This window comes from Siccirubricoccus phaeus, from assembly GCF_008360935.1.
GTDB lineage: Bacteria > Pseudomonadota > Alphaproteobacteria > Acetobacterales > Acetobacteraceae > Siccirubricoccus > Siccirubricoccus phaeus.
In genome coordinates, this window is record NZ_SRXO01000001.1 from 481,345 (window position 1) to 505,663 (window position 24,319).

Annotated in this window: 18 protein-coding genes and 1 tRNA gene; 12 read left to right on the forward strand and 7 right to left on the reverse strand. The window is 70.8% G+C overall.

What is annotated here, in order from left to right; translation table 11 throughout:
- Positions 1 to 425: 425 nt before the first annotated feature.
- Entirely contained in the window at positions 426 to 1,379 is a 954-nt protein-coding gene (locus E5N76_RS02065) for a Bug family tripartite tricarboxylate transporter substrate binding protein (RefSeq protein ID WP_149535634.1), read from the reverse strand.
- 365 nt (positions 1,380 to 1,744) lie between these two features.
- Here E5N76_RS02065 and E5N76_RS02070 point away from each other — a divergent pair, with 365 nt between their 5' ends.
- The 4 genes from E5N76_RS02070 to E5N76_RS02085 all read left to right on the forward strand — a co-directional run bounded on the left by E5N76_RS02070 (position 1,745) and on the right by E5N76_RS02085 (position 7,191).
- Positions 1,745 to 2,701 (forward strand): Bug family tripartite tricarboxylate transporter substrate binding protein, encoded by a 957-nt coding sequence (locus E5N76_RS02070; protein WP_149535635.1) that lies wholly within the window; start codon positions 1,745 to 1,747, stop codon positions 2,699 to 2,701.
- Between the two features lie 116 nt (positions 2,702 to 2,817).
- Positions 2,818 to 4,926 carry a hydantoinase/oxoprolinase family protein gene (locus E5N76_RS02075; protein WP_149535636.1) on the forward strand — a complete coding sequence of 703 codons (2,109 nt, stop codon included), beginning with the start codon at positions 2,818 to 2,820 and terminating at the stop codon, positions 4,924 to 4,926.
- Positions 4,926 to 6,545, forward strand: a complete 1,620-nt coding sequence (locus E5N76_RS02080) for a hydantoinase B/oxoprolinase family protein (protein ID WP_149535637.1) — start codon at positions 4,926 to 4,928, stop codon at positions 6,543 to 6,545. Before E5N76_RS02075 ends, E5N76_RS02080 begins: the two co-directional genes overlap by 1 nt.
- A 37-nt stretch (positions 6,546 to 6,582) precedes the next feature.
- Positions 6,583 to 7,191: a LysE family translocator gene (locus tag E5N76_RS02085; protein ID WP_149535638.1), complete on the forward strand. Its 609-nt coding sequence runs from the start codon at positions 6,583 to 6,585 to the stop codon at positions 7,189 to 7,191.
- A 125-nt stretch (positions 7,192 to 7,316) separates the two neighbouring features.
- Here E5N76_RS02085 and E5N76_RS02090 read toward each other — a convergent pair whose 3' ends face one another.
- Positions 7,317 to 8,018: a DUF1028 domain-containing protein gene (locus E5N76_RS02090; protein ID WP_187829920.1), complete on the reverse strand. Its 702-nt coding sequence runs from the start codon at positions 8,016 to 8,018 to the stop codon at positions 7,317 to 7,319.
- 49 nt (positions 8,019 to 8,067) lie between these two features.
- Positions 8,068 to 10,353, reverse strand: a complete 2,286-nt coding sequence (locus E5N76_RS02095) for an NADP-dependent malic enzyme (RefSeq protein ID WP_149535640.1) — start codon at positions 10,351 to 10,353, stop codon at positions 8,068 to 8,070.
- Between the two features lie 352 nt (positions 10,354 to 10,705).
- Here E5N76_RS02095 and E5N76_RS02100 point away from each other — a divergent pair, with 352 nt between their 5' ends.
- The gene (locus tag E5N76_RS02100) at positions 10,706 to 12,289 is read left to right on the forward strand and encodes an ABC transporter substrate-binding protein (protein WP_149535641.1); all 1,584 of its coding nucleotides are present in this window, start codon (positions 10,706 to 10,708) and stop codon (positions 12,287 to 12,289) included.
- 45 nt (positions 12,290 to 12,334) lie between these two features.
- Positions 12,335 to 13,627: an NtaA/DmoA family FMN-dependent monooxygenase gene (locus tag E5N76_RS02105; protein ID WP_149535642.1), complete on the forward strand. Its 1,293-nt coding sequence runs from the start codon at positions 12,335 to 12,337 to the stop codon at positions 13,625 to 13,627.
- A 378-nt stretch (positions 13,628 to 14,005) separates the two neighbouring features.
- Here the strand turns inward: E5N76_RS02105 and E5N76_RS02110 are convergent.
- Positions 14,006 to 14,091, reverse strand: a tRNA-Leu gene (locus E5N76_RS02110).
- Positions 14,092 to 14,120: 29 nt separating this feature from the next.
- Between E5N76_RS02110 and lipB the strand changes: the two genes are divergently transcribed.
- Positions 14,121 to 14,771 carry a lipoyl(octanoyl) transferase LipB gene (gene lipB, locus E5N76_RS02115; RefSeq protein WP_149535643.1) on the forward strand — a complete coding sequence of 217 codons (651 nt, stop codon included), beginning with the start codon at positions 14,121 to 14,123 and terminating at the stop codon, positions 14,769 to 14,771.
- 163 nt (positions 14,772 to 14,934) lie between these two features.
- Here the strand turns inward: lipB and E5N76_RS02120 are convergent, their stop codons facing one another.
- The gene (locus E5N76_RS02120) at positions 14,935 to 15,372 is read right to left on the reverse strand and encodes an Lrp/AsnC family transcriptional regulator (protein ID WP_457852671.1); all 438 of its coding nucleotides are present in this window, start codon (positions 15,370 to 15,372) and stop codon (positions 14,935 to 14,937) included.
- Between the two features lie 300 nt (positions 15,373 to 15,672).
- Here E5N76_RS02120 and E5N76_RS02125 point away from each other — a divergent pair, with 300 nt between their 5' ends.
- The 4 genes from E5N76_RS02125 (at position 15,673) to E5N76_RS02140 (ending at position 21,030) form a co-directional block, all read left to right on the forward strand.
- Positions 15,673 to 16,932 carry a D-amino acid dehydrogenase gene (locus E5N76_RS02125; RefSeq protein ID WP_149535645.1) on the forward strand — a complete coding sequence of 420 codons (1,260 nt, stop codon included), beginning with the start codon at positions 15,673 to 15,675 and terminating at the stop codon, positions 16,930 to 16,932.
- 611 nt (positions 16,933 to 17,543) lie between these two features.
- Positions 17,544 to 18,971, forward strand: a complete 1,428-nt coding sequence (locus E5N76_RS02130) for an alkaline phosphatase (protein WP_149535646.1) — start codon at positions 17,544 to 17,546, stop codon at positions 18,969 to 18,971.
- Between the two features lie 287 nt (positions 18,972 to 19,258).
- Complete coding sequence (locus E5N76_RS02135) at positions 19,259 to 19,873, forward strand: ABC transporter substrate-binding protein (protein ID WP_149535647.1); 615 nt, start codon at positions 19,259 to 19,261, stop codon at positions 19,871 to 19,873.
- Between the two features lie 161 nt (positions 19,874 to 20,034).
- Positions 20,035 to 21,030 (forward strand): aldo/keto reductase, encoded by a 996-nt coding sequence (locus tag E5N76_RS02140; protein WP_149535648.1) that lies wholly within the window; start codon positions 20,035 to 20,037, stop codon positions 21,028 to 21,030.
- A gap of 204 nt (positions 21,031 to 21,234) precedes the next feature.
- Here the strand turns inward: E5N76_RS02140 and E5N76_RS02145 are convergent, their stop codons facing one another.
- Positions 21,235 to 22,077 carry an alpha/beta fold hydrolase gene (locus E5N76_RS02145; RefSeq protein WP_149535649.1) on the reverse strand — a complete coding sequence of 281 codons (843 nt, stop codon included), beginning with the start codon at positions 22,075 to 22,077 and terminating at the stop codon, positions 21,235 to 21,237.
- Positions 22,078 to 22,293: 216 nt separating this feature from the next.
- On the opposite strand from E5N76_RS02145, the gene E5N76_RS02150 reads away from it, so the two are divergent.
- Complete coding sequence (locus E5N76_RS02150; protein ID WP_187829922.1) at positions 22,294 to 23,517, forward strand: MFS transporter; 1,224 nt, start codon at positions 22,294 to 22,296, stop codon at positions 23,515 to 23,517.
- A gap of 218 nt (positions 23,518 to 23,735) precedes the next feature.
- On the opposite strand, the gene ssb is transcribed toward E5N76_RS02150, so the two are convergent.
- Positions 23,736 to 24,251: a single-stranded DNA-binding protein gene (ssb, locus tag E5N76_RS02155; protein WP_149535651.1), complete on the reverse strand. Its 516-nt coding sequence runs from the start codon at positions 24,249 to 24,251 to the stop codon at positions 23,736 to 23,738.
- Positions 24,252 to 24,319 lie beyond the last annotated feature (68 nt).

Genomic DNA, 24,319 nt, shown 5'->3' on the forward strand with positions numbered 1-24,319 from the left:
AGCTGCGCTCACCCGCCCCGCTCTAGCTCATTGTTCGGTCGCGTGATTCACGGTTTCGGTCGATTCGACCTCAACCGATCACGCTCTAACGCGGGGCGGCGGCCGGTGTTCGTTCCGGGTGGCGGGGAGGGGTCGACCGCGCCGGCCGGCCAAAGGCGCTTTCAGCCGCCTTGGACACCGCCGAAGGCGACCCCTCGCGGGAGCCATGGTGCCGCTTGCGAGGCAAGGCCGGCGCCGCGCTTCGGGCGGACAGCACGCCTTCGGCGTGACGCGCGATGCGCCTTCGGCGCAGCCTCGGCTCGCAAACGGCACCATGGCGGTGGCCCGAGGTGCGCTGGACGGCGCCGAGCGCAGGCTGGAGCGCGCCTCGCCCGAACAGGGCCAGCGGCAGCGACGCCGCCGGGCGGAGCGCCTTGGCCCGCCCCCTACTCCGCCCGCACGCCGACCGTCTGGATCACGCCGCGCCAGGTGCGGCGGTCATTGGCGATGCGCGTGGCGAGCGCCGCGGCATCCTCGAAGCGGGGCGTCAGCCCGTTCTCCGTCAGGCGCTTGCGCAGCGCCTCCCCCTGCATCGCCTGGCGCAGCGCCGCTTCCCACTGCGCCACCACCGGCTGCGGCATGCCGCGCGGGCCGCAAATGCCGAACCAGCCCGTCACCTCGAAGCCCGGGACGAAGCGCGACAGCGGCGGCACATCGGGGAACAGCGTGGAGCCGCCGTCATCGCCGATCGCCAGCAGCCGCAGCGCGCCGTCCTGCACCTGCCGCGTCATGTCGGCGAGGTTGGTGATCATGAAATCCGTCCGCCCGGCGAGGATGTCCACGATGGCGGGCGTCGCGCCGCGATAGGGCACATGCGTCATCTGCAGCCCGGTCTTCTGCTGCAGCAGCTCGCCCGAGAGGTGCTGCGCGCTGCCGACGCCGGCGCTGCCGAAGGTGACCTGGCCGGGCTTCTTCCGCGCCGCCGCCAGCACCTCCGCCACGCTGCGATAGGGGCCGTTGGCGGCCACGGCGAAGCCGTAGGAGGAAAGGGCGAGGGTGCCGAGCGGCACCAGCGCCTCGCCAGGGTCCAGCGGCAGGGAGATGCCGATGAGGAAGGGCACGATGCCCATGGTGCTCATCGGGCATTGGAAGACGGTGTTGCCGTCCGGCGCGCTGCGCGCCGCCTCCGCCGCGCCGACCACGCCATTGGCGCCGGTGCGGTTCTCCACCACGATGCGCGCCTGCAGCAGCGGCCCGGCGGCCTCGGCGGCGAGGCGGGCGACGAGGTCCGAGGCGCCGCCGGCGGCATAGCCGCTGATCAGGCGGATGGTGCGGTCCTGCGCCGCGGCGGGGGTGGCGAGGAGCAGCGTGGCGAGCGCAAGGCGCAGCACGAGAGGCATGGGCTGGACGTTCCCTGTTGGCCTGGTTGCCGCGAGTGTCCGGTGGGCCTGCGCCGGGCGTCAAGCCGGGGTGGAGCCGCCTTCGGCAGGGGGCTCTGCCCCCTGCACCCCCGCCGGGGACCGGACCGGTCCCCGGACCCCGGTGTGAGTCGGCAGGTTGAACCAGCAAACTCGGACCGGGGTCCGGGGAGGAGTATCCTCCCCGGCGGGGTGCAGGGGCAGCGCCCCTGCCGGGGGTTCGGGGGCAGCGCCCCCGATCCGGGATGGACCCCGCCCCCCACCTGGTCGAGGATGCCCCCGCCAGCACCGACCCATGAAGGGCGCGTCCCGCGAGGAACGGGCCGCCCGCAGCCCGATGAGGCGTCATGCGCCGTCGCCTTCTGCTTGCCTTGCCGTCCCTGCTGGCTGCCCCTGCCCTCGCCCAGCCACGGCCGCCCATCCGCATCCTGGTCGGCTTCGCCCCGGGCGGCACCGCCGACCAGGTGGCCCGGATCGCCGGCGAGGCCATCCAGCGCCGCGGCGGCCCCAACATCGTCGTCGAAATCCGCTCCGGCGCGCTCGGCTTCATCGCCTTGCAGGCGGTGGCGCGCAGCGCGCCGGACGGCACGACCCTCGGCATCGGCATCATGGGTCAGCTCGCCGTTGCGCCGGTGGTGCCGGGCAGCCAGATCCCGCTGGACCTGGACCGCGAGCTGGCGCCGATCGCGGCGCTGGCCACCACCCCCATGGCACTGGTGGTGCGGCCGGATGCGCCCTTCCGCAGCGTCGCGGAGCTGGTGGCCCATGCCAAGGCGCGGCCGGCGGGGGCGCTGACCTATGGCTCCACCGGCAATGGCAGCACCAACCAGTTGGGGGCGGAGGGGTTCGCCGCAGCGGCCGACCTCAAGCTGACCCATGTCGCCTATCGCGGCGGGACGCTGGCGCTGCTGGACCTCGCCGCCGGACGCATCGACCTGTTCTTCGCCAATATCGCGGAGGTGGCGGAGATGGTGCGCGGCGGGCAGGTCCGCGCCCTGGCGCTGGCGGCCGACGCGCCGATCGCCATGTTCCCCGACTTGCCGCTGCTGACCGCGGACTATCCCTCCCTCGCCATGGGCAATTGGCTCGGCCTGGTCGGGCCTGCGGGCCTTCCGGAGGCGCAGCAGGCGGAGCTCGCCGGCCTGTTCCTCGCGGCCCTGGCTGACCCTGTCACCACGCCGGTGCTGGCCTCCCGCGGCCTCTCCGCCCTGGGCGAGGCCGGCCCCGCCTTCGCCGCCCGCATCCGCCGCGACCGCGACCGCTGGGCGCAGGTGGCAAAAGCCGGCAACATCCGCGCCGACTAAGGCGGCGTCACGCCGACTGCGCCGCGTGAAACCGCCCTGGCTTGCTGATTGAAGAGCAGAGTCACGCCTCCGGGCGATTCCGCCCTCCGGCAATCTGCTCCAACGAAGGACCCATGATGGCAGCGCCCTACTCCCTCGGCATCGATATCGGGGGCACCTTCACCGACCTGGTGGTGCTGGACCCGCGCGACGGCAGCGCGGTGATCTGGAAGGAAAGCACCACGCCGGACGACCCGGCCCGCGGCGCCATGGACGGTACGCGCCGTGTGCTGGAGAAGGCCGGCATCGCGCCCGGCGAGATCGGCCGGGTGGTGCATGCGACGACGCTCTTCACCAATGCGCTGATCGAGCGGAGGGGGGCGAAGACCGGGCTGCTGACCACCGCCGGCTTCCGCGACACGCTGGAGATCGGGCGGGAGCGGAAATACGAGCTCTACGACCTGTTCATCGAGATGCCGAAGCCCCTGGTCCCCCGCCCCTGGCGGCGGGAGGCGGTGGAGCGGTTGGCGCCCGATGGCCGCGTGGAGCGGCCGCTCGACCTCGACGGGGCGCTGCGCGAGGTGGAGGCACTGGTGGCGGCGGGGGTGGAGAGCCTCGCCGTGGTCTTCCTGCACTCCTATGCCAACCCGGCGCATGAGCGGGCGGTGGCGGAGGCGGTGGCGCGGCGCTTTCCGGGATTGTCGCTCTCCCTCTCCTCCGACTTCGCGCCGGAGATCCGGGAATACCCGCGCGCCAGCACCACCGTCGCGAACGCCTATGTCCGGCCGCTGGCGGAGACCTATCTGGCGCGACTGGAGGGGGCGCTGCGCGGCGCGGGCATTCCGGGGCGGCTCTTCCTCATGCTCTCCAATGGCGGGCTGACGCATGTGGAGGAGGCGAAGCGCGCCCCGGTGCATCTGCTGGAAAGCGGGCCGGCGGCGGGCGCGCTGGCCGGCGCCTGGTTCGGCCGGCATGCCGGGCTGGACCGGGTGCTGGCCTTCGACATGGGCGGCACCACGGCGAAGCTCGCTTTGGTGGATGATGGCGAGCCGCTGGTCGCCTGGGGCTTCGAGGCGGCGCGGGAGAAGCGGTTCCTGCGCGGCTCCGGCCTGCCCATCCAGATCGCCACGGTGGAGCTGATCGAGATCGGCGCCGGCGGCGGCTCCATCGCCCGGCGCAGCGGGCTCGGCACCTTGCAGGTGGGGCCGGAGAGCAGCGGAGCGCAGCCCGGCCCCGCCTGCTATGGCCGCGGCGGGGTGGAGCCGACGGTGACCGATGCCGATCTCTCGCTGGGCTATCTGAACGCCGAATTCTTCCTCGGCGGCGCTATGAAGATCGACGCGGCGGGTGCCGACGCGGCGCTGGGCCGGCTCGCCGGGGCGCTCGGCGTGCCGGGCGAGCGGGCCGCCTTCGGCGTGCATGACGTGGTGAACGAGAACATGGCGGGCGCGGCGCGCGTCGCCATCGCCGAACGCGGCCGCATCCCGGCGGAATACGCCCTGCTGGCGACCGGCGGCGCGGCGCCGGTGCATGCCTGGCATGTGGCGCGGAAGCTCGGCGTCTCCCGCATCGCCTGCCCGCCGGGGGCGGGCGCGGGCAGCACCATCGGCATGCTGATGGCGCCGGCCCGGGTGGACCGCGTGGCCAGCTTCAACGCGCCGCTGGCGGGCGCCGATTACGCCGTGGCCGAGCGCATCTTCGCCGCGCTGGAGGCGGAGGCGCTGGCGGTGCTGCAGGAGACCGGCGCGGCCGAGGATGGGCGCGTGGCGCGGCGCCTCGCCGACATGCGCTATATCGGCCAGGGCAGCGAAATCACCGTGGCGCTGCCGGAGGCGCTGGCGGAAGCCCCGGTGCGCGCCGCCTTCGAGGCGGCCTACCGGCAGCTCTTCGCCCGCACCCCGCCGGGCGCGGCGGCGCAATTCGTGGCGCTGCGGCTGTCGCTGACCGCGCCCATGCCCGGCGCCGGCGGCACGCTGCGCCTGCCGCAGCGCGCCGGCAGCGCGGCGCGGAAGGGCGAGCGCCCGGTCTTCTTCCCGGATGCCGGCCGGACGCTGCCGACCGCGGTCTATGATCGCTACGCCCTGCCCCTCGGCACGGAGGTGGCGGGGCCGGCGGTGTTCGAGGAGGATGAAAGCACCTTCATCATCGGCCCCGGCGCCCGCGCGCGGGTGCTGGCGGACGGCACCATCCTGGCGGAGATCGCGCCCTCCGCGGGTGGCGGGTCAGCGCAAGAGGAGAAGCGGTAATGCCCCGGACCTTCGACGCGGTCGAACTCGAGCTGCTCTGGCGCCGCCTGATCTCCCTGGTGGATGAGGCGGCGGCGGCGCTGGTGCGCACCAGCTTCTCCACCCTGGTGCGGGAGAGCTATGACTTCTCCTGCATCGTCACCGATGCCGCCGGCCAGTCCCTGGTGCAGGCGACCGAGAGCATCCCGAGCTTCATCGGCACCCTGCCGGAGACGGTGAAGCACTTCCTGAAGGCGTATCCGCCGGAGATGCTCTCGCCGGGCGATGTGCTGATCACCAACGACCTTTGGCTCGGCACCGGCCATCTGCCGGACATCACCGTGGCGAAGCCGATCTTCCTCGACGGCCGCTTGGTGGCGTTCAGCGCCTCCACCGCCCATGCGCCGGATATCGGCGGCAAGATCCGCAGCCCGGAACCGCGCGAGGTGTTTGAGGAAGGCTTGCAGATCCCGCCCCTCAAGCTCATGCGCGGCGGCGCCACGGACGAGACGCTGGTGGCGATGATCCGGAAGAATGTCCGCACGCCCGACCAGACCATGGGCGATCTCTGGGCCCAGGTGGTGGCGCTGGACCTGATGGAGGACCGGCTGCTGGGGCTGATGCGGCAATACGCCCTGCCCGACCTCACCGACCTCGCCGCCGAGATCCAGGGCCGCTGCGAGGCGGCAATGCGCGAGGCGATCCGCGCTTTGCCCGACGGCACCTATCACAGCGCCCTCCAGACGGATGGGCTGCTGGACAAGCCGGTGACCATCCGCATGGCGCTGACCATCGCCGGCGATACCATCAGCATGGATTTCGCCGGCACCGACGCGCAGGTGGATCGCGCCATCAACTGCGCCTATTGCTACACCTACGCCATGTGCATGTATGGGGTGAAGGTCTGCACCAACCCCACCCTGCCGAACAATGAAGGCGCCTGGCGGCCGATCCGCGTCGCCGCGCCGGCGGGCAGCATCGTCAACCCGGTCTTCCCGGCCTCGGGCGGGTCCCGCATGCTCATCGGGCACTACCTGCCGATGCTGGTCTTCGGCTGCCTCGGCCAGGTGGTGCCGGAGCGGGTGATGGCCGCCTGCGGCTCCCCGATGTGGGGCATGAACCAGTCCGGCCTGCGCGACGGCAGGCCCTTCGCCAACATGTTCTTCTTCAATGGCGGCATGGGCGGGAATGTGCGCGGGGATGGGGTGACGACGCTCTCCTGGCCCTCCAACATCTCCTCGACCAGCATCGAGATCAGCGAGCACATCGCGCCGCTGCGCTTCCACCACAAGAAGCTGCGGCCGGACAGTGGCGGGCCGGGGCGGCATCGCGGCGGGCTGGGGCAGGAGATCCATGTGGAGAGCCTGAGCGAGACGCCGATCGCCGTCTCCTTCCTCGCCGAGCGCACCATCTTCCCCGCCTTCGGCATCGAGGGCGGCAAGCCCGGCGCGCCGGGCGAGCTGCTGATCAATGGCGAGCGCACCGACCCGAAGCGGCAATATGTACTGGCGAAGGGCGATACGGTCACGCTGCGCACCCCGGGCGGTGGCGGCCATGGCACGCCGGCCGAGCGGGATCCGGCGGCGCTCGCCCATGACCTGGCGCAGGGCTATGTGACCGATGCCGGGAGCTATCGCTGAACCCTGGCGCTGCGGCCGGCAAGCCGAGGAAAAAACGATGGATGCTGCAAGCCTCCTTCTCTTCGCCGCCGCCTATCTGGCGGTGGTGATCCTGCCCGGGCCGGCGGTGACGGCGCTGGTAGCGCGGGTGCTGGCCCGCGGCCTGGGCGGCGCACCCGCCTTCATCGCCGGCTGCGCGACCGGCTCGCTGCTGTGGTTCGCGGTGGCGGCGGCGGGGCTGGCGGCGCTGGCCGCCAGCTTCGCGCCGCTGTTCCAGGCGGTGCGCTATGCCGGCGCGGCCTATCTGCTGTATCTCGCCTGGAAGCTCTGGCGCTCCGCCGCACAGCCGATGGCAGGGGAGGCGCCGCCGGATGGCGCGGCGCGGCTGTTCCTGACGGGGCTGTCGATCAATCTCGGCAATCCCAAGGCGGTGGTGTTCTTCCTGGCGCTGCTGCCTTCCGTGGTGGACATGGCAGGGCTGACGCTGCTGAGCGCGCTGGAACTGGCCCTGGTGATCGCCGCCACCGTCCTGGCGGTATTTGCCGGCTACGCTCTGGCCGCCTCGCGCACGCGGCGCTTCTTCACCTCGCCCCGCGCCGTGCGGCTGGTGAAGCGCGGCAGCGCCGCCGCCATGGCCGGCGCCGCCACCGCTATCGCCACGCGCTGAGGATCAGGCCCGCCTCTCCCCTCTGGAGCGGCTTTGCGCCGGCCGTGCCGGCGCCGACCGTTTCAGCGCTTTGCCGCGCCGCATTGCCCGGCCCGCCAAGCAAGGTCGCCCGGTCGGGGAGTGCCCTACCCGCCCCTGGCCTGTGCCCGCATCCAGGCATCCTGCGCCGGCGTCGCCGCAGGGTGACGCCAGCGCTGCTCGTAATAGGGCGCCATGCGCTGCCATTCCGCCCAGAGGCGGCGGAGATCGGTGATGGCATCAGCGGAGAGATCGACGCGCAGATCGACCAGCGGATGCGCCTCTGCCTGGTGGACCTTCACCGCAGCAGAGCGCTCCGGCAGCGGCCCCTCCGCCCCCTGCTGGCCGCCGGCACCGCGCGCGCCTTCCAGGGCGCGCAGCAGCCGCTCCGCCAGGGGCTGCCCGGCGGCCGCCAGGAAGCCGGCAACCATGGCCTGCACCACCCTCTCCCCGGCCAGGACATTGCCGCAGGCGACGCAGCCCGGCCCCTCCGCCTGGCCGGCCCAGCCGCGGCAATGCGGGCCGGTATGCCCCATGGCGCGGCCCTTCCCATCCACCAGGCTGATCTGCCGCCAGGCGAAGTCCGGGTCGCTGGCGGCGAGCCGCGCCATCACCTCCGGCGCCGGCAAGCCTTCCTCCAGCAGCCGGATGCCCAGCAGGCTCAGCGGCGGGCTGGCGAAGCCCTGGCTCATGATGGCGCCCCGCCCGGTGGCGGCCCGGGCCCGGGCGCCGCAGGCCAGGGAATAGGTGGCCACGGCGACGCCGACCGCGCCGGTCTCCGGGCAATGTGCGGCGATGCTGAAGGTCATGGCACGGCTCCCCCTTGTCCCCGCATCATCGCCCGGACCGAGAGGGCGGTCAGCCCGCCCCTTCCTCCCGCAGCGCATTCGCCTGGTGCACCGCCACCGCGGTCAGGTTGACGATGCCGCGCGCCGTCACGCTCGGCACCAGCACATGGATCGGCTTGCGCATCCCGAGCAGGATCGGCCCCACCTGCAACCCGTCCGCCGCCGCCTTCAGCAGGTTGAAGCTGATATTGGCGCTGTCCAGGTTGGGGAAGACCAGCAGGTTGGCGGTGTCGTTCAGCATGCTTTCCGGCACCGCCCGGGCCCGGATCGCCGGCACCAGCGCGGCATCCGCATGCATTTCGCCATCCACCTCCAGCCCCGGCGCCCGCTCGCGGATCAGCCCCAGCGCCGCCCGCATGGTGCGCGCCGTCGGCGCATGGGAGGCGCCAAAGGAGGAATGGCTGAGCAGCGCCACCTTGGGCGTGATGCCGAAGGCATGCACCTGCTCGGCCGCCAGCAGCGTCATCTCGGCAATCTGCGCCGCATTCGGCTCCACCAGCAGATGGGTGTCCACGAAGAACAGCGTCCCGGTGGGGATGATGACGGCCGACATGGCATAGACCCGGCCGGCATCCTCGCGCTTGCCGATGACGTCGAAGGCGTAGTGCCACTGCCGCATCCAATTGCCGCTGCCACCGACCAGCGCGGCATCGACCAGCCCGGCCTCCAGCAGGATGGCGGCGGTGACGGCCGCGCGGGTGCCGATGCGCCGCGCCGCGGCTTCCGGCGGCACGCCGCGGCGGGCGACCTTCCGCTGGTACAGGGCAACCAGCGGCTCGAACACCGCGCGATCGAGATTGGGGTCGAGGATCTCGACCGACTGGGAGAAATCCATCCGCAGCCCCATGGCGCGGGCGCGGGATTCGATCACCTCCCGCCGGCCGATCAGCACCGGCTCGGCGATCCCCTCATCCAGCACGGTCTGCACCGCGCGCAGCGTCCGCTCATCCTCGCCCTCGGCATAGGCGACGCGGCGGGGCTGCTGGCGCCCGGCCTCGAACATCGGCCGCATCAGGTAGCCGGAGCGGAAGACGAAGCGCTCCAGCTCCCGCCGGTAGGCGGGGAAATCGGCAATGGGGCGGCGGGCCACGCCGGTTTCCATGGCGGCGCGGGCAACGGCGGGCGCGATTTCCAGGATCAGCCGCGGGTCGAAGGCGCGCGGGATGATGTAGTCCGGGCCGAAGACCGGGGCATGGCCGCCATAGGCAGCGGCTACCACCTCGCTGGCCTCGACGCGGGCCAGCGCCGCGATGGCGTCGGCGGCCGCCACCTTCATCGCCTCGTTGATCGCCGTCGCGCCCACATCCAGGGCGCCGCGGAAGATGAAGGGGAAGCAGAGGACGTTGTTGACCTGGTTCGGGTAGTCGCTGCGGCCGGTGGCGACGATCGCATCCGGCCGCGCCGCGCGCACCGCTTCCGGCAGGATCTCCGGCTCCGGGTTCGCCAGCGCCAGCACCAGCGGCTTCGGCGCCAGCTTGCCCAGCCATTCGGCCTTCAGCACGCGTGGGGCGGAGAGGCCGAGGAAGACATCGGCGCCATCCAGCACCTCCTCCAGCGTCCGCGCCGCCGTTTCCCTGGCGTATTTCGCCTTGTAGGGATCGAGATCGTTGCGTCCGGTATGGACGACGCCGCCGATGTCGCAGACCGTGACGTTCTCCCGCCGCAGCCCCATCTCGCAGAGCAGGTCGAGGCAGGCGAGCGCCGCGGCGCCGCCGCCGGTGTTCACCAGCTTCACCTCCTCGATCCGCTTGCCCTGGAGGACGAGGCCGTTGCGGACGGCGGCGGCGACGATGATGGCGGTGCCGTGCTGGTCGTCATGGAAGACCGGGATCCGCATCCGCTCCCGCAGCACCCGCTCCACCTCGAAGCATTCGGGGGCCTTGATGTCCTCGAGGTTGATGGCGCCAAAGGAGGGTTCGAGGGCGGCGATGACCTCGATGAGCTTCTGGGGGTCGCGCTCCTCCACCTCGATGTCGATGGAATCGATGCCGGCGAATTTCTTGAAGAGGACGGCCTTGCCCTCCATCACCGGCTTGCCGGCCAGCGCGCCGATGGCGCCGAGGCCGAGGACGGCGGTGCCGTTGGAGATGACGGCGACGACATTGCCGCGGGTGGTGTAGTCCCAGGCGGCATCCGGGTTGGCGGCGATCTCCTGGCAGGCGGCGGCCACGCCGGGGGAATAGGCCAGCGCCAGGTCGCGCTGGGTGGCCATGCGCTTGGTCGGCTCGATGGCGAGCTTTCCCGGCCGCGGGAAGCGATGATAGTCGAGCGCGGCGCGGCGGAAATCCTTGTCCATTCAGTCGTCTCCGGCCGGGACCCGGGGCCCTGCCGGCCGGCCGCCGGGCCGGAGCGGCGCGGGCGGCGGGCGGGCGGGGTGCCAGGCGGCAAGGCGTGCGAGGGGTGCGAAGGCCGAAGCGGGCTCGGCCCGCCGAGAGTAGAGCAGGCGCCGCCCGACTGGAACGGGACCTGCCCGTCACCCCGCCCGGCCAGGCGGCCGCGGACGTTATCGAATTTCGAGAAACATGCGTAGCAGAAATCTGCGCCGGCCGAGCCTGAAGCCCTGGCGCACGGCCTTTGCCGCCCCCTACACTCGCCGCGGGAGACGCGGGGACGCATGGCGGTTCGCAGCCGAGGGACGATCCGCGCCCATGCATCGCCGCACCCTGCTCACCGCCTCCGCCGCTGGCCTCGCCGGCCTCGCCGCGCCGCGCACCGGCCGGTCCCAGGCGCAGGAGACGCTGATCTTCAACCCGGGCTCCGATGTGACGATCCTCGACCCGGTCTGGACCACCGCCTTCGGCGCCCGCTACCTGGCGATGCTGAGCTACGACACGCTCTACGGCGTGGACAATGCGCTGAACCCGCAGCCGCAGATGGTCGATGGCCATGTGGTGGAGGATGACGGCAGGCGGTGGCGGCTGACGCTGCGCGAGGGGCTGCGCTTCCACAACAATGAACCGGTGCTGGCGCGGGATGCGGTGGCGAGCATCCGGCGCTGGGGCAGCCGGGACGCCTTCGGTCAGGTGCTGATGGAAGCCGTGACGGAGCTCACCGCGCCTTCCGACAGGGAGATCGTCTTCCGGCTGCGCCAGCCCTTCCCGCTGCTGCCCAACGCCCTGGCGAAGAGCACCAGCTATGTTCCCGTCATCATGCCGGCCTGGCTGATCGCCGCGCCGGAGAAGCAGGTGACGGAGGTGATGGGCAGCGGCCCCTACCGCTACCTCGCCGGGGAGCGGGTGAGCGGCGTCCGCTCCGCCTGGGAGCGCTTCGAGGGCTACGTGCCGCGGCCGGGAGGCGAGGCGGAATTCACCTCCGGCCCCAAGATCCCCCGCCTGAAGCGCGTCGAATTCACCATCATCCCGGATGCGCAGACCGGCATCGGCGCGCTGATGAATGGCGAGATCGACTGGCAGGCGGAGGTGCTGCTGGACCATGTGCCGCAGCTTCGCCGCGCGCCGCAGATCGCCCTCGCCGCGGTGAACCGCACCGGGAATATGGGCATCATGCGGTTCAATCACCTGCATCCGCCCTTCGACAACCCCGCCATCCGCCGCGCCCTGCTGGGCGCCATCGACCAGGCGGAGATGGCGCAGGCGGTGGCGGGCAACGACCCCAGCCTGTGGAACGGCAAGGTGGGCATGTTCTGCCCGCAATCCCCCAACGCCTCCGATGCCGGGATGGAGGTGCTGACCGGCCCGCGCGACTACGCCAGGGTGAAGCGGGACCTGGCGGCCGCCGGCTACCGGGGGGAGAAGGTCATCTACCTCTCCGCCAGCGACAATTACGGCATGTCGCAGCAGGATCTGGTCGGGGCCGACCAGATGCGGCGGGCGGGGATGACCGTCGAGATCGCCGCGGTCGATTTCGGCACCTGGCTGCAACGCCGCGCCAACCGCAACCCGCCGGAGCGCGGCGGCTGGAACGTGACGGACACCTACCTGCCGGGGCTCGAGCTGTGGGACCCGGCGACGCATCTGGCGCTGCGCGGCAATGGCCTCGCCGCCTGGCCCGGCTGGCCGGACAGCCCGGCGCTGGAGAGGCTGCGCGCCGAGTGGTTCACCGCGCCGGATGCCGCCGCGCGGCAGGCGGTGTGCCGGCGCATGCAGCTCCAGGCCTGGCAGGACGTGCCCTACATCCCGACCTGCCAGTGGCAGGCGATCTCCGCCTATCGGCGGAATCTCACCGGCATGCTGCAGGGCATGCCGCTCTTCTACAACCTGGCCAAGGGCTGAGCGGCGCGCCCCTCCCCTGCCCCCTTCCCGAAAGGTCCGCATGCCATGCCGAAGATGCTGCATTTCGCCTGGTTCGGCGCGCCGGGCGCGCATTACTGGAACCTGCCCTCCTCCCGCCTCTACGACTGGAAGCGGGGCGAGCTGTACATGGACATCGCGCGGCTGGCGGAGCGCGCCTTCCTCGACATGGTGCTGTTCGCGGACATCCCGGCCATTCCGGCCACTTATGGCAACAGCAACGACCACTATGTGAAGCACGGGCTGGAGGTGCATCTGGACCCGGCGCCGATCCTCGCCATGATGGGCGGGGCGACGCGGCATATCGGCCTCGGGGCGACGCTCTCCACCAGCCTCTACCCGCCCTTCCTGCTGGCGCGGATGATGGGAACGCTGGACCACCTGACCGGCGGGCGCAGCGCCTGGAACGTCGTCACCTCCGCCAGCCCGACGGCGGCGCAGAATTACGGGCAGGACGATCTGCCGGAGCACGACACGCGCTACGACATCGCCGACGAATATCTCGACCTGGTGCGGAAGCTGTGGAATTCCTGGGCGCCGGATGCGGTGCTGGAAGACCAGGAGAGGAACGTCTTCGCCGATCCGGCCAAGGTCCGGCCGGTGCATTTCGAGGGGAAGTATTTCCGCTCCCGCGGGCCGCTGACCGTGCCGAGCCTGCCGCAGCGGGAGCCGGTGATCATCATGGCCGGCACCTCCCCGCGCGGGCAGCGCTTTGCGGTGACCAATGCGGACATGGTCATCGCACACAAGAACAGCGTCGCCGACATGAAGACCTATTCGACGAAGCTGCGGGCGCAATTGGCGGCGGCGGGGCGGGATCCGCGCAGCGTGAAGATCTTCTTCTCCATCAAGCCGGTGATGGGGGATACCGAGGCGATGGCGAAGGAGCGCTGGGCACTGAACCATGACCAGGCGGATGCGGAATCCGGACTCTCCTACATCTCCGCCATGATCGGCATCGACCTGGCCAAGCTGGACCAGGACAAGCCGCTGCCGCCCGACCTGAAGGTGCAGGGGATGATCGGCAAGCTGCTGCAATATACCGAGGCGAAGAAGGACATGACGCTGCGCGAGATCGCCAAGAACGAGGGCATGCACGAGACCTTCCCGATCTGCGGCACGCCGGAGCAGGTGGCGGACATCATCGAGCAGACGGCGGAGGAAGGCGGGGCGGACGGGTTCCATTTCCGCACCAAGGTGGGGGATATCGCCTATCTGACGGAGATCGCCACCAAGCTGATGCCGGTGCTGCGCAAGCGCGGCCTGGCGCGGGACAGCTATGCCGGGCCGACGCTCAGGGAGAATCTGTTCGCCTTCTGACTATTCCCCACGAAGCCGCTGCGCGCCTCCGCGAGGACACCTTCATGCCCCATGACGTCGCTGCGCGACGCCACGGCGCCTCGAAGTGCCGGGCGATCAGCGCCTCGCACGGCCCGCCGCGGCGAAACCGCGGCAGGGCAGCGGGCGGCGCGGGCTGGAAAGCGGCGCTCGGCGCCAGCCCTGGCGCCGGACCTGGCGGCCACCCATCTCTGGGCCGGCGAATTGCGGGAACCCCGAGGATGGTGCGGTTGAGTGGAGCGAAATCCCACCAGCGCGATGGGTTGGCGGGCGGCATCGCGCCAAATGGAATGGTGCGGTTGAGCGGAGCGGAATCGCCCCGGCGCGACGGCTTGGCAGGCGGCGTCATGCCAAATGAAATGGTGCGGTCGAGAAGAGTCGAACTTCCACGGGGTTTCCCCCACCAGCACCTCAAGCTGGCGCGTCTACCATTCCGCCACGACCGCAGACCGGGTAGGAGGCGGGCGTATAGACGATGACCCTGCTCCGATCAACTGCCCCGACCCCCCTCTGGCGCATCGCCGAGGGGCTGACCCCCTACCCCGAGGCCCTGGCCGCCATGGAAGCGCAGGTGACGGGTATCCGCGCCGGCACGGCGGAGGAGGTGGTCTGGCTGGTGGAACACCCGCCGACCTACACCGCCGGCACCTCCGCCGCGGCGGAGGGGCTGCTGGATCCGCGCTTCCCGGTCTTCCAGGCCGGGCGGGGCGGGCAATGGACCTATCACGGGCCCGGGCAGCGGACGGCCTATGTGATGCTGGACCTGGCCCGGCGCGGGCGGGATGTGCGGGCCTATGTCCATGGGCTGGAGGAATGGGTGATCCGCGCGCTCGACCGCTTCAACGTGAAGGGGGAGCGGCGGGAAGGGCGCGTCGGCATCTGGGTGGCGGATCGCGCCCGGGGGACGGAGGACAAGATCGGCGCCATCGGCGTGCGGGTGACGCGTTGGGTGACCTGGCATGGCATTGCGCTGAATGTGGACCCGGACCTCTCGCATTTCGGCGGCATCGTGCCCTGCGGCATCAGCCAGCATGGGGTGACGTCCCTGCACCGCCTGGGCATTCCGGCGACGATGGAGGAGGCGGATGCGGCGCTGATGGCGGCCTGGAGCGAGGTGTTTGGTTGAGGAAGGGCCGAGCCGCTGGAGCGGGATGGGTTGAGCTTCGTTCACCCACCCCGCTCCAGCCACTCGTTTTGTCGCGTGATTCACGCTTTTCGGTGAGTCCACCTCAGGCGATCGCGCTCTAGTCTCCCGCTTCCGAAGTCCTGCGGACTGCGAAATCGGGACACTAGCCGCGGATGACGCTGCGGATCGCGAAGCTGGACTGGATGCGCGCCACCCCCGGCATGCGGGAGAGCGCCTCCTTGTGGATGCGCTCGTAATCCGCGGCGTCGCGCGCCTCGACCCGCAGCAGGTAATCGGCGATGCCGGTCATCAGGTAGCATTCCCGTACCTCCGGACACCGGCGCACCGCCAGCTCGAAGCGCTTCAGATGCTCATCCGTCTGGCGTTCCAGGGTGATCTGCACGATCACCACCACGCCCTCCCGCGCCGGCGCCTCCTCCAGCACCACGGTATAGCCGCGGATCACCCCCCGGTGCTCCAGCAACCGCAGCCGGCGCAGGCAGGCGGAGGCGGAGAGGCCGACCGCCTCGGCCAGCTTCGCATTGCTCATCCGCGCATCCGCCCGCAGCAGGCGGATCAGGGCGCGGTCGGTGTCGTCCAGGGCGTGCACGCAAGGTCCTGCGAAATCCTCGCATAATATGCGACGAAATCGCGGCTTATGGCAGGGGCTGCGACGCATCGGCGGGAAATTCGCGCCGGGCGTTTGATAGGCTTGTCACCGTTCTAGTGGCCCGATTCCGCAGTCCTGCGGCCTTCGTTCCCGGGCCACCAGCTTTTGGTTTCAATGGCCTGCCTGTCCGCTGCGTTCGCTGGAAATCCAGCGAATTTCGCGGGCAGGACACCAGGGTGGGAAGCGATCCGGCGCGCCCTCCCCCGGCGACCCCGGATCATGGAGGCGGCAATGCGGGTGCTGGTGCTCGGCAGCGGCGTGGTCGGGGTGACCAGCGCCTGGTTCCTGGCCAAGGCGGGGCATGAGGTGACGGTGCTGGACCGCCAGCCGGCCGCCGGCATGGAAACCAGCTTCGCCAATGCCGGCCAGGTCTCGCCCGGCTATTCCGCCCCCTGGGCCGGTCCCGGCATCCCGGTCAAGGCGCTGAAATGGCTGATGATGCGCTACCGGCCGCTGGTCATCTGGCCGCAGCTCGAGCAGGGCCTCTATCGCTGGCTCGGCCAGATGCTGGCGAATTGCACCGCCGCCGCCTATGGGCTGAACAAGGGCCGCATGGTGCGCCTGGCGGAATACAGCCGCGACGTGCTGAAGGATCTGCGGGCCGAGACCGGCATCGCCTATGACCAGCGCATGCAGGGCACGCTGCAGCTCTTCCGCACCCAGAAGCAGCTCGACGCGGTGGGCGAGGACACCGCGGTGCTCGACCAGTTCCAGGTGCCCTATGCGCTGCTGGACCCCGCGGGCTGCATCGGCGCCGAGCCGGCGCTGGCGCGCGTCCCCGGCAAATTCGTCGGCGGGCTGCGCCTGCCGGGGGACGAGACGGGCGATGCGCATGTCTTCACCCAGCGCCTCGCCGCGCTGGCGGCGGCCGCTGGTGTGCAGTTCCATTACGGCGTGACGGTCAGCGGGCTGGAAACCGAGGCGGGCGAGGTGGTGGGCGTCTCCACCGACCAGGGCCGCTTCGCCGCGGACCGCTATGTGGTGGCGATGGGCAGCTACTCGCCGGCGCTGCTGCGGCCGCTGGGCGTGCAGGTGCCGGTCTATCCGGTGAAGGGCTATTCCCTGACGCTGCCCATCACCAATGCCGAGGCGGCGCCGGTCTCCACCGTGATGGACGAAACCTACAAGGTGGCCATCACCCGGCTGGGCGACCGCATCCGCGTCGGCGGCACGGCGGAGCTGGCCGGCTTCTCCCTGAAGCTGCGGCCGCCGCGGCGGGAAACCTTGGCGCATTCCGTCGGCGACCTCTTCCCCGAGGGCGGCGATCTGGCGAAGGCGAGCTTCTGGACCGGCCTCAGGCCGATGACGCCGGATGGCACGCCCGTGGTGGGGCAGACGCGGTACCGCAACCTGTACCTGAACACCGGTCATGGCACGCTGGGCTGGACCATGGCCTGCGGCAGCGGGCGGCTGCTGGCGGATCTGCTGACCGGTAGGGCGCCGGAGATCGCGCATGAGGATCTGGCGCTGACCCGCTACGCCGCCGCCTGAGCGGCAACCGGCGGGCCTCGCGGCGGGCCTCGCGGCGGCCCGCGGCACAGGTTGGCCCGGCAGGGGACGCCGCCCGGGTCGCGCGACCAGATCGGCCGCCCGCAGGAGCGGATCGGGGCAGGGTGGGGCTGCATGGGGCGGGGCGGCAGGCTCCGCCGGTGCAGGCCCCGGGGTGAGGGCGACTGCACCCGCCATGCCGTCATCCCCTTCCGGGCGATGGGAGAACAAGGAGATGCGCCACAGCCGCTTCCTCCGCTGGAGCCGGACGGGCGTGTTCGACTGCATCGCCGCCGCCGCCGCCGCCGTTGCCACCTGCTTCGCATGACGGGTCGCCTGCCCAGGTCGCTTGCCAGTCGCCTGGGGCAGCGCTGAGTATATTTCGTGGCCGGGGCCTATTTCATATCGCCATAGCTACTACATTCGGGCGATTTTAACTAAAACTCGTTGAACCCGATGCCGGCCCGAATATAAGCGCTGCCGATAATATTGACATTATGCACTGTATATTTTTAACGTATACTTAAGACGGCAGTCCTGGCGAATTCATGAACGGACGGTAACCAAGGCTCCAGGTTGGCACGCCGCCTACCGGTTACGGGAGCTTTTGCTGAATGTCCGACACCGCCCCCACCGCGAAGAACGTCATCCTGCTGATCTCTGATGGCGCCGGACAGGGAACCTGGGACGCCGCCAGCTACTACCAGCACGGCAAGCTGGGCGAGCAGGCTTATGACGGCTTCTCCATGAAGGGGTATATGAGCACCTACCCGCTCACCACCTCTTCCACCCCGACGAACACCTCGGAAAGCGAGCTCGGCTACGACTTCACCAAGGTCTGGAACGCCGCCCCCGCGGAAGGCATGTATGGCGACTATCCCGCCGCCTTCGAGGGCTACGAATATCTGCGCAGCGAGGTGACGGACAGCGCCGCCGCCGGCACGGCCTTGTCCACCGGCGTCAAGACCTACAACAACGCAATCAGCTACGACAATTTCGGCAACCCGCTGACGAATATCGGCGACTATGCCGTGGAGAGCGGCCGCGCGCTCGGCGTCGTCACCAGCGTGCAGTGGTCGCACGCGACTCCGGCCGCCTTCGCCGCGCACAACCCCAGCCGCAATGACTACGAAGGCATTTCCAAGGAGATGATCGAGAGCGGCAAGGCCTCGGTCATCATGGGCGCCGGCCACCCCTTCTATGACGAGAATGGCGAGTTCCGCATTCCGACCAGCCCGGACGATTACGACTATGTCGGCGGCGCCGAGACCTTCATGAACCTGCTCTCCGGCAACACCGACTACCGCTTCATCGACAGCGAGGCGCAATTCGAGGCGCTGGCCGATGGCAGCTTCGACCTCGAGGCCGGCGACAAGATCCTCGGCACCTTCCGCAACGGCTCCACGCTGCAGCAGGCACGCGACGGCGAGGGCATGACGCCGCAGCTCGACAACGTGCCGGAGCTGTCGACCATGGCCGAGGGCGCCCTGAACGTCCTCAGCCAGGATGAGGACGGCTTCTTCCTGATGGTCGAGGGCGGGGCGATCGACTGGGCCGCGCATGCGAACGACACCGGCCGTCTCATCGAGGAGCAGATCAGCTTCAACGAGACCGTCGACACGGTGGTGAATTGGGTCGAGACCAACAGCAGCTGGGAGGAGACCCTGGTCGTCGTCACCACCGATCACGGCAATGGCCTGCTGCTCGGCCCGGACGCGGATGTGGTGCCCTTCCAGCCGGTGCAGAACAATGGCGCGGGCGAGCTGCCCGGCGTCAGCTGGCACACCGACAACCACACGAATGAATTGGTGCCGATCTGGGCGCAGGGCGCCGGCGCCGAGCTGCTGGCCGAGGCGGCGAACAAGGTGGATCCGGGCCTGGCGAACTACGCCTATGCCGGCCTCGGCCAGAACTACCTCGACAACACCGCTGTGTTCGACGCGATGTTCGGGGCGATGGGCCTTGGCAGCGAGGGCGGCGAAGCCACCCCGGCCCCGGAGAGCTGCACCTCGTCCTGCTCGGACCTGCTCTGGGCGGCCTGACAGGCAGGGGCGGGGCATCCTGACGGGCGCCTCGCCCCTCCCCCCTTTCGGCCGCATCCGCAAGGCGGGAGCAGGAACGGGATGGCACTCTTCCGTTCCTCGCGGCATTGCGCCCGCAGGCGGCCTCACGGGCAGTTCGCGGCCGCCACCGGGCAGCCGCATGCAGGCCCGATGTCGCAATCGCGGCGCGGCGAATTCGGCCGCGCCCGCACCAGGCAGCCTGCCGCCGCATCGCCGGCACCGCTTGACGCCCACCCCCGCCCGCACCCACCCTTCGCATCCGCAGCATGAAGAGGCTGGCAATGCGGCGAAGGATCGGGGCCGCCGGGCTGGCGCTCGGCGCCATGCTCTCCCGGGCGGCGGGCGCCGCGGCGCAGACCCTGACGATGGGCATGCAGACCGGTTTCGGCATCGACCCGCATGTGCTCTTCCTCGGCCCCAACATGGCCGCCGCCCGGCATGTGTTCGACACGCTGGTGAACCGCGACGCGGACAGCCGCTGGACCCCGGGCCTGACCGAAAGCTGGACCGCCATTGCGGACCGGGTCTGGGAGCTGAAGCTCCGCCAGGGGGTCACCTTCCAGGATGGCAGCCCCTTCACCGCGGAGGATGTCGCCTTCTCCCTGCAGCGCATTCCGAACATCCCGAACAATACCGGCTCCTACGCCACCAATCTCCGCGGCATCACGCGGGTGGAGGTGGTGGACCCGCACGGCATCCGGCTGCACACCGCCGCGCCCAACCCGGTGCTGCCCGGCCAGCTCACCAATGTCTTCATCGTCTCGGCCAAGGCTGCCGCCGGCGCCGGCACCGCGGATTTCTCCCGCGGCCGCGCCGCCGCTCTACACCCAGGTGATCATCACGGCGGCGCGACGCGGCATCCACTACGTGCCGCGGCTTGACGAGCAGCTCGTGGCGATCCACGCCACGCCCGCACCACTATAGGCGCCGGAACGGCCTTCGCTTCGCGCGCTCGCTACAGCCGCTCCAGCTCTTCGCTTGTCGCCGGTTCCGCACCGTCAGGCGCTTCCGCCTGACCTGAAAATGCCTGAGGGAGAACGCCATGGAATACCGCATGCTCGGCCGCAGCGGCGTCAAGGTCAGCCGCTACTGCCTCGGCACCATGATGTTCGGTGGCCCGACCGACGCCGCGGACAGCGCCCGGCTGATCGCCCGCGCGGCGGAGGCCGGGATCAACTTCCTCGACACCGCCGATGGCTACAATGGCGGGAGATCCGAGGAGGTGGTCGGCGCCGCCATCGCCGGCAACCGCCAGGCCTGGGTGCTGGCGACCAAGATCGCCAACCGCGTCGGCAAGGGGCCGAATGAGGGTGGCCTCTCCCGCAAATGGGTGATCCAGGGGGCGGAGGCCTGCCTGAAGCGCCTCGGCACCGATTTCGTCGACGTGCTCTACCTGCACAAGGAAGACCCTGCGACGCCGCTGGAGACCACGGTGCGGGCGCTGGGCGATCTGGTCAGGGCGGGGAAGATCCGGCATTTCGGCGTTTCCAACTACCGGTCCTGGCGCATCGCGGAGATCTGCCGGCTCTGCGACGAGATGGGCATCGACCGGCCGGTGGTCTCCCAGCCCTATTACAACCTGATGAACCGGCAGCCGGAGGTGGAGCAGCTCCCCGCCGCCGCCTATTACGGGCTGGCGGTGTTCCCCTACTCGCCGCTGGCGCGCGGCGTGCTGACGGCGAAATACCGGCCGGGCGAGACGCCTGAGGCCGGCAGCCGCGCGGCGCGGCAGGACAGGCGCATGCTGGAGACGGAGCTGCGGGCGGAATCGCTGGAAATCGCCCAGAAGCTGCGGGCGCATGCGGAGGTGCGGGGGACCAGCGCGGCGCATTTCGCCATCCAATGGGTGCTGGCCAACCGCCACGTCACCGGCGCGGTGCTGGGGCCGCGGACCATGGCGCATCTGGAGGATTATCTGGCGGCGCTGAGCTTCCGCCTCTCGGCGGAAGACGAGGCGCTGGTGGATGGGCTGGTGGCGCCGGGGCACCCGAGCACGCCGGGGTACAATGATCCGCAATACCCGATCGAGGGGCGGTGATCGGGGGCTTCGCCCCCAAACCCCGGGGCTCTGCCCCCGTACCCCCGCCGGGGACCGGACCGGTCCCCGGACCCCGGCGAGAGTTTCGGCCTCGACAGGTTCAACCTGCCGACTCACACCGGGGTCCGGGGAGGAGTATCCTCCCCGGCGGAGGTGCAGGAGGCAGAGCCTCCTGCCGGGGTTCGGGGGCGGAGCCCCCGATCTTCACCCCAGCCTCCACCGCCCCTTCTCCACCGTGGCGAAGAACGAAGCCACCTCCCGGTTGAAGGCCGCCGGCTCCTCCAGGTTGATCGCATGGCCGGTGCGCGGCTGCATCCACAGCCCGGCATTGGGCAGCACCGTCTTGAGCCAGACATTGGTCTCGATGCAGGGCCAGTCCTCGTCGCCCACCACCAGCAGGGTCGGCACCTGCATCTTCCGCAGCTCCGCCTCCCAGTCGAAGATCGAGTCGCGCTCGCCCTGGTAGTGCTTCATCGTCAGCCCGGTGCCGAGGCCGGAATGCTGCGCCAGCCGCTCCATATAGGCGGCCCAGCCGCGCGGGTCCTTCTTCTTGAGCTGAATGCGGGTGGGGGCGTGGCCGGTCTCCTCCGCCAGCTCGCCCGGCCAGCCCTGGGCGATCAGCTTCTCCCCCCGCTCCTGGCAGGCGGCGCGGAAGGCTGCCTGCTCCTGCTTCGGGGAGCCGCTGCCGGCGCCGGCCGGCACCAGCGAAGTCGCCATCCCGGGGTGGCGGATGCCGAAGAGCAGCGTGGCGAAGCCGCCCATGGAAAGGCCGACGATATGCGCCTTGGCGATGCCGAGATGCTGCAGCACCGCCACCGCATCCGCCACCGCGAATTCCTGGCCGTAGAGCTTCGGGTCGGACGGCACCTCGGAAGGCGGATAGCCGCGGGCCGAGTAGGCGATGCAGCGGTATTCGCGGGAGAAGAACCGCATCTGGTCCTCCCATTCCCGGTGATCGGCGCCGAATTCGTGGATGAACAGGATGGGATGGCCGGTGCCGGCCTCCTCGTAATACAGGCGCGCGCCTTCTGCGGGGGCGTAGGGCATGGCGATCCTCCTCCGTTCCGGTGGCCGTCTCCGAAGCGTGGGCCACCAGCCTTCGATGCCGGCGACCCGTCTCCGGCCGCCCTCGGGCCAGGCCGGGGCTCTGCGGCGGCGGGCACCGTTGCCCGATCCTGCCCCGTTTTGCGCTGCGGGACAGCCCCCTCCCATTGCCCCTCGACAGCCGGCCCTGCGCGGGCGAGGCTGCGCCCCAAGCCAGCCATGCCACGCGACGCGGCCGAAGCGCACCGCCACCCCCTTCTTCGCCTCATCGGCAACCCGGATGTCCGCCGCCTCTGGGCGGTGGGGGCGCTGGCGAATGCCATGCGCTGGGTGGAGATCCTGGTCGCCTCCGTCTTCACCTTCGAGGTCACGGGCTCCGCCTTCGCCACCTCGCTGGTGGTCATGGCGCGGTCCCTGCCCATGCTGCTGGCCGGCGCCTTCACCGGCGCCATCGCCGAGGTGCTGGACCGCCGCCGCCTGCTGATGTGCGGCCAGGCGGCGACCGCGTTCAGCACCGCGGCGATCGCCGCCCTGGCCTTCGCCGGCGCGCTGGAGGTGTGGCACCTGGCGCTGGCGGCGCTGCTGGCCGGGCTGGTCTGGACCGGCGAGATGGCCTCCCGCCGCCGCATGCTGACCGAGGCGGCGGGAGAGGCGGATCTGGTCCAGGCCATGGCGCTGGACACCACCACGGCGCACACCACCCGCATGGCGGGGCCGCTGCTGGGCGGCGTGCTGTATCAATGGCTCGGCATCGGGCCGGCCTTTGCCCTGGCGTCCGGCTGCTACGTGCTGACCTTCCTGATGCTGTCCGGCGTGCGTCTGCCCCAGGCGCGGCGGGTGCTGCGGCCGCGCCAGGTGCTGCTGGACGTGGCGGAGGGGGTGGCGCTGGTCCGCCGCCTGCCGGTGCTGCGGGCGGTGGTGGTGGCGACGGTGGCGATGAACGTCTTCGCCTTCAGCTTCGCCAGCGTGCTGCCGGCGCTGGGCACGCTGGCCTATGCGGCGACGCCGGCGCAGATCGGGCTGCTGAGCGCTGGGGAGCCGGCGGGCGCGCTGCTGGGCGGGCTGTTCCTGGCGACGCGGCGCGGAGCCTGGCTTTCGCCGCTGGTGCTGCTGGGGGGCTGCGGCTTCTTCCTGGCGGTGCTGCTGGCGCTGCCGCTGATGCCGGTGCTGGGGCTGGCGGTGGGGCTGCTGATGCTGGGGGGCCTCGGCACGGCGGTGTTCGGCGCATTGCAGACGGCGCTGGCGGTGACGGCGGCGCCGCCCGAGGCGCGATCCCGGGTGCTGGGGCTGGTAACGACCTGCATCGGCACCGGGCCCTTCGGCGTGCTGCTGACGGGGGCGCTGGCGGATGCGCTGGGGCCGCAGGCGGGGATCCCCATCATGGCGGCGCTGGGCCTGGCGCTGGTGCTGGGGGGTGGCGCGGTGGCGCTACGCCGGGGTTGAGAGGGGCGTCGCAGCAGCGCCACGCCCCCCCCCCGCTCACGCTCTCCGCGCCGGGGCCGGGATCTGGCCCGGGCCCCGGTCTGAGTTTCAGACCCGAGGTTTGAACCTGCCGACTCACACTGGGGTCCGGGGAGGGGTTGCCGGCACTGCCGGCAACCACCGGCGGGGGTGCAGGGGGCGGCGCCCTCTGCCGGGTTCGGGGCGGAGCCCCGACGCCATCAGAAGGGAATATCGTCGTCCAGATCGCTGCCGCCGCCTTTCGGCTTGCTGTCCCAGCCACCGCCGCCGCCGGAGCGACCGCCGCCGCCATAGCCGCCGCCGGAGGACCGCCCCCCGCCGCCATAGCCGCCACCGCCCTCGCCCATGTCGCCGCCGCCACCGCCGCGGCCATCCAGCAGGGTCAGCTCCCCGCGGAAGCGGCCGAGCACCACCTCCGTGGTCTCCCGCTCATTGCCGTCCTTGTCGGTGTATTTCCGGCTTTCGAGCTGGCCTTCCAGATACACCTTGCTGCCCTTGCGCAGGTATTTCTCGGCGATCTCCCCGAGCTTCTGGTTGAAGATCGCCACCCGGTGCCACTGGGTCTTCTCCTTGCGCTCGCCGCTGGCGCGATCGTTCCAGCTTTCGCTGGTGGCGACGGAAAAGGTGACGACCCGGTCGCCGGACTGCATGTTGCGGGCCTCGGGGTCACGCCCCAGATTGCCCACCAGGATCACCTTGTTCACGCTGCCGGCCATGCCGTAGATCTCCGAATTGCCGTCCGCCAGGCGGGCGGGTGTGCCGCCTCCCTGCCGGGTGGGCCGCC